At 71.1% G+C, this 12,792-nt stretch carries 10 protein-coding genes; 9 read left to right on the top strand and 1 reads right to left on the bottom strand.

The features are described 5' to 3' along the window. Window positions 1–170: 170 nt before the first annotated feature. Window positions 171–770 carry a PH domain-containing protein gene (locus ACIBH4_RS00555; protein WP_362508911.1) on the bottom strand — a complete coding sequence of 200 codons (600 nt, stop codon included), beginning with the start codon at window positions 768–770 and terminating at the stop codon, window positions 171–173. Between the two features lie 177 nt (window positions 771–947). Between ACIBH4_RS00555 and ACIBH4_RS00550 the strand changes: the two genes are divergently transcribed. The 9 genes from ACIBH4_RS00550 to ACIBH4_RS00510 all read left to right on the top strand — a co-directional run bounded on the left by ACIBH4_RS00550 (window position 948) and on the right by ACIBH4_RS00510 (window position 12,692). After that, on the top strand, window positions 948–1,934 hold the full coding sequence (locus tag ACIBH4_RS00550; protein WP_362508914.1) for an ATP-binding cassette domain-containing protein: 987 nt from the start codon (window positions 948–950) through the stop codon (window positions 1,932–1,934). After that, complete coding sequence (locus ACIBH4_RS00545; RefSeq protein WP_362508917.1) at window positions 1,931–2,740, top strand: ABC transporter permease; 810 nt, start codon at window positions 1,931–1,933, stop codon at window positions 2,738–2,740. Before ACIBH4_RS00550 ends, ACIBH4_RS00545 begins: the two co-directional genes overlap by 4 nt. An 85-nt stretch (window positions 2,741–2,825) precedes the next feature. Further along, complete coding sequence (locus tag ACIBH4_RS00540; protein ID WP_362767681.1) at window positions 2,826–6,068, top strand: DEAD/DEAH box helicase; 3,243 nt, start codon at window positions 2,826–2,828, stop codon at window positions 6,066–6,068. A 1-nt stretch (window position 6,069) separates the two neighbouring features. Continuing rightward, the gene (locus tag ACIBH4_RS00535) at window positions 6,070–6,303 is read left to right on the top strand and encodes a hypothetical protein (protein ID WP_362767678.1); all 234 of its coding nucleotides are present in this window, start codon (window positions 6,070–6,072) and stop codon (window positions 6,301–6,303) included. 203 nt (window positions 6,304–6,506) lie between these two features. Continuing rightward, entirely contained in the window at window positions 6,507–7,061 is a 555-nt protein-coding gene (locus ACIBH4_RS00530) for a YbhB/YbcL family Raf kinase inhibitor-like protein (protein ID WP_362508926.1), read from the top strand. Between the two features lie 183 nt (window positions 7,062–7,244). Continuing rightward, a complete protein-coding gene (locus tag ACIBH4_RS00525; RefSeq protein WP_362508929.1) occupies window positions 7,245–8,873 on the top strand; it encodes a hypothetical protein in 1,629 nt (542 codons plus the stop codon). Window positions 8,874–8,945: 72 nt separating this feature from the next. Then, a complete protein-coding gene (locus tag ACIBH4_RS00520; protein WP_362767675.1) occupies window positions 8,946–11,195 on the top strand; it encodes a bifunctional SulP family inorganic anion transporter/carbonic anhydrase in 2,250 nt (749 codons plus the stop codon). A 67-nt stretch (window positions 11,196–11,262) separates the two neighbouring features. Then, a complete protein-coding gene (locus tag ACIBH4_RS00515) occupies window positions 11,263–12,255 on the top strand; it encodes an NAD-dependent epimerase/dehydratase family protein (RefSeq protein WP_362508935.1) in 993 nt (330 codons plus the stop codon). Continuing rightward, entirely contained in the window at window positions 12,246–12,692 is a 447-nt protein-coding gene (locus tag ACIBH4_RS00510; RefSeq protein ID WP_362508938.1) for a VOC family protein, read from the top strand. The genes ACIBH4_RS00515 and ACIBH4_RS00510 overlap by 10 nt, the downstream gene beginning before the upstream one ends. Window positions 12,693–12,792 lie beyond the last annotated feature (100 nt).

Raw genomic sequence — 12,792 nt, 5'->3', positions numbered from 1 at the left:
TGCGCCGGTTCGGACGGGCGGCGAATGCGGCGCATCCGGCTCGCCGCCTCCGTCGGGCGCGACCCACGCGCCCGCCTCTGGACCACCCGGCCCGATCCGCGGACCGGATCCGGCCGGTGGGCGCTCGCCGGGCGTATGCCCTGCCGGTGGACGATCGGAGGAGGAATCGGTCACGTCGCGTCGTCCCTGAGCTCCTCGGCGCGCCGGGCGAGGCCCTCGGCCAGCTCGGCGGCGACCCCGTACTCAAGACCCTTGATCGTGGACGAGCCCGCGTGCGAGGCGGTGCGGATCTCGACCGTGGCCAGTCCCAGCATGCGCTCGAACCAGCCCTGTGCCTTGTCGACCGTCTGGATCCTGCTGACGGGGACGAACACCCACTCCCTGCTGAGCCACCCGGAACGGGCGTAGACGACGTCCCCGCTGAGCTCCCAGCGGTGCACGGCGTACCGCCAGAACGGCTCGACGAGCGTGCCGGGGATCAGAAGCAACACCATCAGCCACGGCAGCCACCCGATGTTCTCGAGCACCCAGCCTGGTAGCCAGGACCACCGGTCGTCGGCGATCCACCCGGCCAGGGTGAAGGAGCCCACGACCAGGAGAACGGACCAGAACAGCCCGTCCAGCAGCCACAAAACGATGGCCTTGCGGGAGACCGGGTTGGCGGGGGCGCGCAGGGGAACGCCCGTGCGGCGCCCACCCGGCGGATCGCCCGCCTCGGCCCTCTCGCTTCCCCCGAGGGCCGCGCTGTGCTCATCGACTCGGTCGCTCACGCTGTCAGCCTAAACGCTCCTGTCCCGAAGGGCGTTCCGGTCGTGTCACGGAACGGGCTCCCGCGGACACCGTGGCGAAGGCGGGGCGATTCACCGCCTTCGCCCCGGCCGGAGGTCGAAGAAGTGTCGGTGGCGCAGGGCATGCTGGAGATCCGTGACTATGGAAAGGCGTGAACGATGACCTACGCGATCCAGGCCGAGGGCCTGGTGAAGCATTACGGGGAGACCCGCGCGCTCGACGGGGTGGATCTCGTCGTGCCGCAGGGGCGCCTGCTGGGTGTGCTCGGCCCCAACGGGGCGGGCAAGACCACCGCGGTGCGCGTCCTGGCGACGTTGCTGCGTCCCGACGCGGGCACCGCCAGCGTCGGAGGCTACGACGTGACGCGCCAGGCCCACCAGGTGCGCTCGCTGATCGGCCTGACGGGGCAGTACGCCGCCGTCGACGAGATGCTCACCGGCGTCGAGAACCTGACGATGATCGGCCGCCTGCTGGGCCTGACGCGTGCCGAGTCCCGGGCGCGCGCCGGCGAGTTGTTGAAGCGCTTCGACCTGTCGGACGCGGGAGGACGTGCCACCAAGACCTACTCCGGCGGCATGCGCCGCCGCCTTGACCTCGCCGCCAGCCTGGTCGGCCGTCCTCAGGTGCTCTTCCTCGACGAGCCCACCACCGGGCTCGACCCGCGCAGCCGCACCGATTTGTGGAACGTGGTGCGCGGCCTGATGGCCGACGGCGTCACCGTGTTGCTCACCACCCAGTATTTGGAGGAGGCCGACCAGCTCGCCGACGACATCGTCGTCTTCGACCACGGCAAGGTCATCGCCTCCGGCACCTCCGACGAGCTCAAGGCGACCACCGGCGCCCAGGTCCTGGAGGTGCGCCCCCTGCTCGCCGAGCACCTCCAGCTCGTCGGCACGATCATGGCCGACGTGCTCGGGGAGACGCCCGACCTCGGCGGGGGCAAGGCCACCGCCCCCGTTCACGACCCCGCCGTCGTCCCCGCGATCGTGCGCCTCCTCGACGACCAGGGCGTCACCGCCTCGGAGCTCGCGCTGCGCAAGTCCAGTCTGGACGAGGTGTTCCTGTCCCTCACCGGCCACCTGCCGGACGAAGACGGTGCCCCCGACGGCGAGGACACCACGCGCAAGGAAGAGGCCTTCGCATGACCACGCTGACGACGACCATCCCGCAGGTGGCCGCCAAGCGCGTCACGCCCCTGGCCACGCTGCAGCAGACCATGACACTCGCCTGGCGCAGTCTGGTCCAGATCAAGCACAACCCGTGGGAGCTGCTGGACCTGAGCATCCAGCCCATCATGTTCCTGCTGTTGTTCACCTACGTCTTCGGCGGCGCCATCTCCGGGTCCACCGGCGACTACCTGCAGTTCGCCCTGCCTGGCCTGCTCGTGCAGAACGCCCTGTTCTACACGCTGTCCACCGCCATCGGCCTCAACACCGACATCACCAAGGGTGTCTTCGACCGGCTGCGCAGCCTGCCCATCGCCCGCACCGCGCCGCTGTCGGGGCGCATCATCGCCGACACCGTCAAGCAGATGTGGGCGTTCGCCCTGCTGATCGGTTTCGGCATGGTGCTGGGTTTTCGGGTGACCACCAGCGTCTTCGGCCTGCTGGGTGCCCTCGCCCTGCTGGTCGTGGTCGCCCTGGCCATGTCCTGGATGTCGGTGCTGATCGGCCTGAAGGCCTCCAGTCCCGAGAAGGTGCAGATGATCGCCTTCTCCACGATGATGCCGCTCACCTTCACCAGCAGCGCGCTGGTGCCCTCCGCCACCTTCCCGTCCTGGCTGAAGACCTGGTCGGACATCAACCCCGTCACGCACCTGGCGGACGCCATCCGCGGCCTTCTCATCGGTGGCGACATCGGCCAGGCCGCCCTCTTCTCGCTGCTCTGGGCCGCGGGTTTCGCCCTGGTCTTCGCGCCTCTGGCGATCCGCGCGTTCCGCAGCCACGTCTAATCTGTCGGCAGGCCGGGCTCGCGGGGGCGTTCGCGTCCGCCACATGGTGACGAACCGGAATCGGAAGAACCAGAGGTGTGGTCAGGTGCTCGTGGTCCATGGCGCGTGGGTGAACGGGCTCGTGGGTGTCTGGGCGGAGGACACCGCCCAGACCTCGACGTCCGTTTCCCGCGCCGCTCTTCGCCCACATCCCTTCGCGGCGTCCACGGCCGCGCTGGCCGCGGCCCTGGGCGGAACTGGTGAAATTTCAGGTGATCATTACGGAGAGGCCCTAAATGCCGCTCTAAGCGAGGTTTCGGACGCCCCCCTTCCCCGAGGTGCCGACGGGGCCCGCGGGGGCGGGACGGCACCCCAGGGGGCCGCCCCGGGCATCGCGGGCATCCCCGCCGTCGCGGGCGTCCCCGCTGTCGCACACCTCCCAGGCGCCACGAGCACCGGGACCGTCACGGTCCTGACGAACACCACGGCCGTCGAAGGGGAGCTCGTCGTCCTGCTTCCCGGTTCGGCCTCGGGCCCTCTGCCCTCTCCCGACTCCGGCCTCGCGAGCCGGGCGCGGAGACCCAGGATCTCCGCCTGGCGGGTGCCCGCCCTGCTCTTCCATCCGGCCGACGCGCTCCGTCTGCTCGGCTCGCTGCCCGATCCCGGCCCCACACCTCCCGATCTCGTCTCCGGGAGCGGACGCGGCGCGGAGGACCTCACGTGGGAGCCCGCCCTCTCCCTGCGCTACCTCGCCGTGGTCGCCGAGCACGCTCGCGGCCTGGTCAGGCGCGGCCGGATCCTGCCCCAGCTCGCCTTCGAGGGTGACGTCCACGCGGCCCGCTGGCGCCCGGTGCTGACCGGCGCCGACCTGGCCGCGCTGCCCGGCCTCGCCGACGCGATGCCGCCGGTGTGCAGGGCCGTGGCCCAGGAGAGACCGCCGAGGGAGGTGCTGGACGAGGCGCTGGACGGCCTGGTCGACGGCGCGGCGCGGCTGTCGCTGCCCGGCCGGCTCATCCTCGGCAACCGCCCCGGCCCCAAGACCGCCCTGGCCGATCGCTGGCTGTACGCGCTGACCGCCGAGGACGCCTCACTCCCGGGTGCGAGGCCGGACGAGGTCGCGGCGCTCGGCGAGGCCCTGACCGGCTGGTTCGACGCGGCACACGAGCTGGGCGGACCGGTCAGGGTCTGTTTCCGGCTGATCGAGCCCGTCGGCGACGGCGACTCCTGGAGAGTCGAGTTCGGCCTCGCACCGACGGACGAACCGGACGCCTACCTGCCGGTCGAGCGGATCCGCGCCGGCGAGCGGGCGCCGTGGCTGCCCGAGCGGCCCGAGGAGCTGATCCGCGCCGACCTCGGCCGGGCCGTGCGTCTCCACCCCGACCTCCACATCGCGCTGCGCGCACCCGAGCCGGTCACCCTCACGGTCGAGACGGCGTGGGCGTTCTCGTTCCTCCGCAACGGCGCGCCCATGCTCAGGGCCGCGGGATACGGCGTACGACTGCCCTCCTGGGCCGGGCGCCAGGGGCTGGGCCTGAAGCTGACCACCCGCGCGCTCACCGGCGGCGAGAACGAGGGGGCCGGGCTCGGCGGGCGGGTGAGCGTCCGGCTGGACGTCGCCGTCGGCGACCATACGATCGGCGCGGAGGAGCTGGCCGAGCTGGCCGGGCGCCGCATCCCCCTGGTGCGGGTCGAGGACCGCTGGGTGGAGCTGGACGACCAGCAGGTCAAGGCGGCCCTGAAGGTGATCGAGGAGCGCGGCGGCGGTGAGAGGACCGTCGGCGAGGTGATCCGCGAGGTCGTGGAGGGCGGCGACGAGAGGCTGCCGCTGATCACGGTCGACGCCGACGGCCTTCTGGGTGATCTTCTCTCCGGCGAGGCCGACCGCCGTCTCACCCCGGTGCCCACGCCGCGGGCGCTGCGCGGGTCTCTCCGCCCCTACCAGGAGCGCGGCCTGTCCTGGCTGAGCTTCCTCTCCGGGCTCGGCCTGGGGGGAATCCTCGCCGACGACATGGGGCTCGGGAAGACCGTCTCCACCCTCTCGCTCCTGCTCTCCGAGCGCGAGAGCGGTACGCCCGCCCCGACGCTGCTGATCTGCCCGATGTCGCTGCTCGGCAACTGGCAGAAGGAGGCGTCCAGATTCGCCCCCTCGCTGCGTGTCCACGTCCACCACGGCGGCGCGCGCAGGCGCGACGAGGAGCTCGCCGCCGCCGTACGGGAGGCCGACCTGGTCGTCACCACGTACGGCACCGCGCTGCGGGACCTGGGGGCGCTCGCGGGTCTGGGCTGGGAGCGGGTGGTCTGCGACGAGGCGCAGGCGATCAAGAACAGCTCGGCGCGGCAGTCCAGGGCGGTGCGCTCCATCCCCGCCCGCACCCGGCTCGCGCTGACCGGCACGCCGGTGGAGAACCATCTGGCGGAGCTCTGGTCGATCATGGAATTCTGCAACCCCGGCCTGCTCGGCCCGGCCAGGCGCTTCAGGACCCGTTACCAGGAGCCGATCGAGACGCGGCGTGACCCCGACGCCACCGCGGCGCTGAAGCGGGCCACAGGCCCGTTCGTGCTGCGGCGTCTCAAGACCGACCGTTCGATCATCTCCGACCTGCCGGACAAGCAGGAGATGAAGGTCTGGTGCACGCTCACCCCCGAGCAGGCCGAGCTGTACAGGGCCGTGACCGGCGAGATGCTGGACAGGATCGACGCCTCCAGGGGCATCGAGCGGCGGGGCAACGTGCTCGCGACCATGACGAAGCTCAAACAGGTCTGCAACCATCCTGCCCAGCTGCTCAAGGACGGCTCACGGCTGGCGGGCCGGTCGGGAAAGCTCGCCCGGCTGGAGGAGCTCGCCGAGGAGATCGTCCAGGAGGGCGACAAGGCCCTGGTCTTCACCCAGTACGCCGCGTTCGGCGCCATGCTGCAGCCCTATCTCGCCGCCCACCTGGACCGGCCGGTGCTGTGGCTGCACGGCGCACTGCCCAAGAACAGGCGTGAGGCGCTCGTCGAGCGCTTCCAGAACGACGACGAGCCGATGCTGTTCCTGCTCTCGCTCAAGGCCGCCGGCACCGGCCTGAACCTCACCGCCGCCACCCACGTCGTCCACGTCGACCGCTGGTGGAACCCCGCCGTCGAAGACCAGGCCACCGACCGGGCCTTCCGGATCGGCCAGACCAGAAACGTCCAGGTCAGAAAGTTCATCTGCCTCGGCACCCTGGAAGAACGGATCGACGAGATGATCGAACGCAAGAAGGCCCTCGCCCAGAGCGTGGTCGGCACCGGCGAGGACTGGATCACCGGTCTGTCCACCGACCAGCTGCGCGAGTTGTTCCTGCTCGGTCCCGGGGCGGTGAGCTGACATGGACGACTCCGGATCCGGCGACAGGCCGTTCGACGGGCGGACCTTCGAGGAGCGGATCGGGGACTTCTACTCCCCCGCCGTCTCCCTGAACCGCCTGCGCCCCCGGCCCGACAGCACCGGAGCCTCCGCCGACCTGCTGCTGCGGGCCCTTGAACCGCCCGCGATCAAGGTGCGGCACATCCCGCTGGTCGACCTGCTCAGGAAGCCCTACCGAGAGCTAGGCGGCGACTGAGGTCCTCGGGGCTCACCTCGGGCCACTGACGGGTCACTGATGGATGGGTCCCTGTGGCCCCCGCGCGGTCCGGCGAAACTCGTTTTGGAAGTCACTCCAACCCCTTCCATCCCTCGATTTACCCTGATTTCCGACTTTTTTCCCGCCGCCGAACCTCGCGATCCGGTCTGCGCATCTTCCAGACACGCGTAGCATCATCGGGCATGGGGCAGCCGAAAACGTCTACGCGCCGCCCGTGGCACACCCCGAGAGTGGCGGTGGCCACGGCGCTCGTCGTCATGTCCTCGGGCTGCGGGATGGCCTCGGCCGAACGGTTGCAACTGGAGCCGATCAGCGTCTCCAGTCCTCAGGTCAGAGACGGTGGCCCCCTGCCGTCCGACTACTCGTGCAAGGGTTCGGTCGGCAACCCGCCACTGCGCTGGTCACGCGTGCCGGAGGGCACGAAGTCCGTCGCGATCGTGGTGGACAGCAACTCCCGGACGGGCGGCGAGGTGAACTGGGTCGTTTTCGACATCGATCCGCGCACCAACGAGTTACCAGAGGGTAGCGTTCCGGTGGGCGCCATCGAAGGGAGCACGACGAGCGGCAAGGTGGGCTATAGCCCTCCGTGCGACGCCCAGGAGAACTATCGTTTCACTGTCTACGCGCTCACCGGCAAGGTCGAGCTTCGCAAGGGAGCCCTCCTCGAGGAGACCTTGAAGAGCATCGCGGACAAGACGATCGCCTGGGGACGGCTCACCGCGGCGCACATCGAGTAACCGGCCAAACACCGGAGGTAGTAATGGTTACCAATTCTTCACTTAGGGTGTGACAACGCTCATAGTGGTCCGACACAATCAGATCCAATGTCCAAGCGCAGGTGATGCATGGGGGAAGGTCGCGTCGATGGCCGCGCGACCTCACCGGCGCCGCTGTAAGGCCATGGCCTTGAGGGTGGTGCAATGATCGCGGTCGTAGTAAGCCTGGTCGCCGTCGTGCTCCTCGTGCTCGTCGTCGTGGCACTGGGAATGCGGTCGATGAACCGCAGAGAGAGCGCCCTTCCCCCGGAGCGTCTGCGGGAGATGGCGGAGAAGGAGGCGCTGACCCAGACCATGTCCAGCGACGACTTCGCCACCAGAGAACCGAAGATGAACCACTTCACCCCCGATCTGACCCCGTTCGACGAGCCGAAGCCACCGCGCCAGCCGCGGCCGCCGAGCTCTCGGGGCAAGCGAGGGATGAACGAGTTCGGCCAGGTGGACGACTATGACGACGACTACTGGACGCGACTCCAGGCCGACGAGGGTGGTTTCGGAGGATCCCTGGCGGCCCGGATGGGCGCGAGCCGTCCCGTCGAGCAGGAGGATCAGAAGGCCGATGCCGACGCGGTGACCGTGCAGGCTCCGCTGCCGACCAGGCCCCAGCCGTCCCGCAACACCCCGCAGCGGCCCCCGGCCCCACCGGCCAGGCCCGCCCCCGAGCCGGCCATCGCCTCCTCCTCCCTGCCCTCCGGCCTCTCCGACCTGGTCGCCCCGGTCCAGCCGAACCCGGCTCCGACGGCCGCCTCGCTCGCCGAGCAGAAGACCGTGACCTTCGCGGCTCCCACCCCCGGCGCCTTCGGCGATTCCCGCTCCTCCCGGTCCGGCTCCCGTCGCGGCGGCAGCAGGACGTCCTCCCAACCGGCGGCCCAGTCCGCCCCGGGTGGCGGCTCGCCCCGGCCCACCCCGGGCGGCGGCACATCCCGGTCCACCCCCGCCGGTGGCCCGTCCCGGCCCGACCCGCTGAACGACCCTCTCGGCGGCTCCTACTCCCGCCGTGGCGCGGGCTCCACGGCGAACGCGGCCTCCCGGCCCAGCGACGCCGGTTCTCCGGCTTCCCCGGCGAACGGCACCGGCACCTCCGGCGCCCGCCGCCCCGGTCCCGCCGGTGGCCGTCCCGCCGGTGGCGGCGTCCCGACGCCTCCCCCGATGCCCCCGATGGGCCCCACGACCAGCGGCGGCTTCCCCGCCGCGACCGACCCGCTCGCCGCCTCCTACCGCAACCCGCCGCAGCCGCCCAAGCCCGACGACAACGCGACGGACAACGCGTGGGCGCAGGCCACCAACCCCTCCTCGGGGGGCTGGCCGGCGGTCAACACCGCCGACATCCTCGACGACCCCGCCCCGTCCTACTCCTCGTACCAGACACCGGTATACGGCGCTCCGCCCGCGGGCTCGTACGAGGTCAGCTCGGGCTGGGCCACCTTCGAGGACGACGCGGTCACCGGCCCGAGCCCGGCGGTCTCCACCTCGACCGGCCCTTCCAGGACCTTCTCTTCCACCCCTGAGCGTCCGGCCGACGCGCGGGGCGGGGCGGGGGGCGGATACGGCTACGAGCCCCGGCCCGCCACCCCGGCCAGCCCGGCCGCGTGGCCCGAGCCCGGCACCCCCAACGGGAGCGACGCGACGAGCTGGCCGAGCTACGGCGAGCTCTACGGCACGGCACCGGCCCCCGAGGCCGCGGCCACCGGCACCGACGCACGAGGCCGGGCGAGCTCGCGCGGCAACCATCACCGGGTCCAGGAGCCCGACTACCCCGACTATTACCGCTAATTCTTTCCGTCCTCCGTAAAGGCCTCGGGTAAACGCCCAGGTGCCGAGGGGCAGCACCGTATGGTCTGCCCCATGGAGACGGACACGAAGAGCGACGGTGTTCTGACAAAGAGTGGTCTCACCGCTGTGCTGAGGCACGATCTGCCCGCCTCCCTGGTGGTCTTCCTGGTGGCCCTGCCCCTCTCGCTGGGCATCGCGGTCGCCTCGGGAGCGCCACTGGCGGCGGGCCTCGTCGCCGGCGTGGTGGGCGGCGTGGTGGCGGGTTTCCTGGGCGGCTCCGTCGTGCAGGTGAGCGGGCCCGCGGCGGGGCTCTCCCTGGTGGTCGCCGATCTTGTGGTGACGTACGGCTGGCGGGCCACCTGCATGATCACTTTACTCGCGGGCGTCCTGCAACTGCTGCTGGGTCTCTGCCGGGTCGCCCGTTCCGCGCTCGCGGTCTCCCCCGCCGTGGTCCACGGCATGCTGGCGGGGGTGGGGGTGGTGATCGCCCTCGCCCAGTTGCACGTGGTGCTCGGCGGGAGCCCGCAGCGCTCCGCGATCGAGAACCTGATCGAGCTGCCCCAGCAGATCATCCACAACCACACGCACGCCGTCTTCGTCGGCCTGCTCACCATCGCGGTCCTGATCGCCTGGACGCGCCTGCCGCAGCAGCTGCGGACCATACCCGCACCGCTGGCGGCCCTGCTCGCCTCCTCGGTGACCGCCTGGGCGCTCGACTGGGAGGTCACCAGGATCGACCTGTCGGCCAGTCTGGACGCCTGGGCCGGACCCGCCTGGCCCAGGGGCGACTGGCACGGGATCATCGGGGCGGTGCTGCTCGTGGCCCTGCTGGCCGGGGTGGAGTCGCTGCTGTGCTCGGTGGCGGTCGACAAGCTGCACGACGGCAGGCGCTCCGACCTCGACAGGGAGCTCACCGGCCAGGGCGTGGCCAACATGGTGACCGGCGCGCTGGGCGGGCTGCCCGTGGCCGGGGTCATCGTCCGCAGCACCACCAACGTCCGTGCCGGTGCCCGAAGCCGCTGGTCCACGATCATGCACGGGTTCTGGATCCTGTTGTTCGCGGTCGGGCTGGGATGGATGATCGCGCTGATCCCGATGGAGGCGCTGGCCGCGCTGCTGGTCTTCATCGGTGTGCAGATGGTCAACATGGGGCATCTGCGCAACCTGCGCGGCCACAGCGAGGTTCCGGTGTACGTCGTCACGATGGCCGGGGTGGTGTTGCTCGGCCTCGCCGAGGGCGTGCTGGTCGGTTTCGGCCTCGCCGCGCTGTTCGCGTTGCGTCGCCTCACCCGGGTGACCGTGCGGGCGACGGCCGAGCCGGACGGCCGCTGGCACGTGGTGATCGGCGGCTCTCTCACCTTCCTGGGGGTGCCCACGCTCACCTCGGAGTTGCGTGCCATCCCCGCGGGAACCACGGTCGACCTCGACCTGAACATCGACTTCATGGACAACGCGGCCTTCGAGGCCATCCACAACTGGCGGAACGAGCACGAGCGCGGCGGCGGGACCGTGGACATCGACGAGATCCATGACGAGTGGTATGCCATGGCGGCCAGCGGGGCCAGGGTGTTCCCGGCCAAGACCCCGCCTCGCGCCCCCGACCGGTGGTGGTTGCCCTGGTCGCACCGGCGCAACGGGCAGGGGGCGGGCCGCAGGCCGCAGGCGGTCGCCCGGCAGGCGCCCCGCGACGACAGTCCCGCCGTGCCCAATCTGCTCGCCGGGGCGCGTGAGTTCCACCGGCGTACGGCACCGCTGGTCCGCCCTCTCCTGCACGACATGGCCCGCGGGCAGGAGCCCTCACATCTCTTCATCACCTGCGCCGACTCCCGCATCGTGCCGAACCTGATCACCGCCAGCGGCCCCGGCGACCTGTTCACCGTCCGCAACATCGGCAACCTGGTGCCCCGGCTGGGGTCGGTGCCGGCGGACGACTCGGTGGCGGCGACGATCGAGTACGCGACGAACGCGCTCAACGTCCGCACCATCACGGTCTGCGGGCACTCGGGCTGCGGGGGGATGGCCACGCTGCTGAGCGGTGGTGAGAAGGCGGCGGACCTGCCCGCGCTCGGCCGCTGGCTGCGCCACGGCAACCACACGCTGGCGCGGTTCATCGCGGGCGAGAGCGCCGGTGAGGACGAGGGACCGCTGGACCGTCTCTGCCGGGTCAACGTGCTCCAGCAGTTGGAGAACCTGCGGACCTATCCGCAGGTGGACCGGCTGTTCCGTACCGGGCACCTGGAGCTGGTCGGCCTGTACTTCGACATCGGCACCGCCCGGGTGCACCTGCTGGAGCATCCCCCGATCGCGAGCCGTCCGCTCTGAGCGGACGGCTTGCGCCGGGGGTGAACGCCGGTAGCCGCGCATCTGCCGGGCGCCCAGGATGGGGCGCATGAGAATCCTGATCATCGGTGGCTCGGTCTTCCTGGGCCGGGCCATCACACAAGAGGCGCTGCGGCGCGGGCACGAGGTCACGACGTTCAACCGAGGGCGCAGCGGGGTGGACCTGCCGGGTGTGGAGGCGGTGAGGGGCGACCGCGAGGTGCCGGAAGATCTGGACCGCCTGGTGGAGGGCCGGGAGTGGGACGCCGTCGTCGACGTCATGGGCAGGGTCCCGAGGGTGGTCGGCGAGTCGGTGCGCAGGCTCAACGGCCGGGCGGGCGTCTACACATACATCTCCAGCATCTCGGCGATCGCCGACTTCCCCGTGCGGGAGTGTGACGAGAGCTCGCCCCGATACGAGTGCGCCCCGGACGCCGGCCCGCAGGACGGCGACTACGGCACGCTCAAGGCGGGGTGCGAGCGGGCGGTGGAGGAGGGCTTCGAGGGCAAGGCGCTCATCGTCCAGCCGGGTCTCATCCTCGGCCCGTACGAGGACGTGGGCCGCCTGCCCTGGTGGCTGGACCGGATCTCCCGGGGCGGGCGGGTGCTCGCGCCCGGCGACCCGGACCGCGCGATGCAGGTCATCGACGTCCGTGACCTCGCCGCGTTCGTCCTCGACCGCACCGAGGCCGGCAAGGCCGACCGCTTCCTCGCCTCCGGGGTGCGGGGCAACATCACCTACGGCGACTGGCTGGCCGAGTGCCGGGCGGCGACCGGCTCGGACGCCGAGTTCGTCTGGGTCGACGACCGGTTCCTGCTCGACCGCGAGGTGGCGCCGTGGAGCGAGTTCCCGGTTTGGGTACCGGCCGGCCCCGACTTCGCCGCGGTCTGGCTGCCGTCGTCGGCGAAGGCCATCGCGGCCGGGCTGACCTGCCGCCCCGTCCCCGAGACCGTCCGCGACACCTGGGCGTGGCTCCGCGACGTCCCTCCCGCGGAGCGCTCGTTCCGCAACCACGGCATCGATCCCGAGAAGGAGGCCAGGATCCTCGCCGAATGGGCATAGGGGTCCCCATGGAGATCCAGATCACTTTCGACGCCAACGATCCGCCGTCGCTCGCCGCCTTCTGGGCCGAGGCCCTCGGTTACCGCCTTCAGCCGCCCCCCGAGGGGTTCGGCAGCTGGGAGGCCTGGGAGGAGGCCGAGGGCATCCCCGAGGAGCGGCGCTCCAACTGGTCGGCCATCGTGGACCCGGCCGAGGGACGACCTCGCTTCTACTTCCAGCGCGTGCCCGAGGGGAAGACCGCCAAGAACCGCGTCCACCTGGACGTCAACGTGGGTGGTTCACCCGGCACGTCGCTGGAGGAGCGCCGCGAGCGTGTGAAGACGGAGGCGGGACGGCTCGCCGCTCTGGGCGCCGTCGAGGTTCGCACGGCGGAGGAGAACGGCGAATACTGGACCGTCATGACCGATCCGGAGGGCAACGAGTTCTGCCTGCAATAAGCGTGCATTTCTACGCATACATCATGCCGGTGGACGCATAGATTCATGGCTGTCCGGCTCCGTCCCCCGAATGCCGGACGGCGGTCCACGTTTCCAGGGC

It is taken from the genome of Streptosporangium sp. NPDC050284, from assembly GCF_044459525.1.
Taxonomy (GTDB): Bacteria; Actinomycetota; Actinomycetes; order Streptosporangiales; family Streptosporangiaceae; genus Streptosporangium.
Note: the sequence above shows the minus strand (reverse complement) of the source record. Positions and strands in the feature narration are given on the sequence as shown.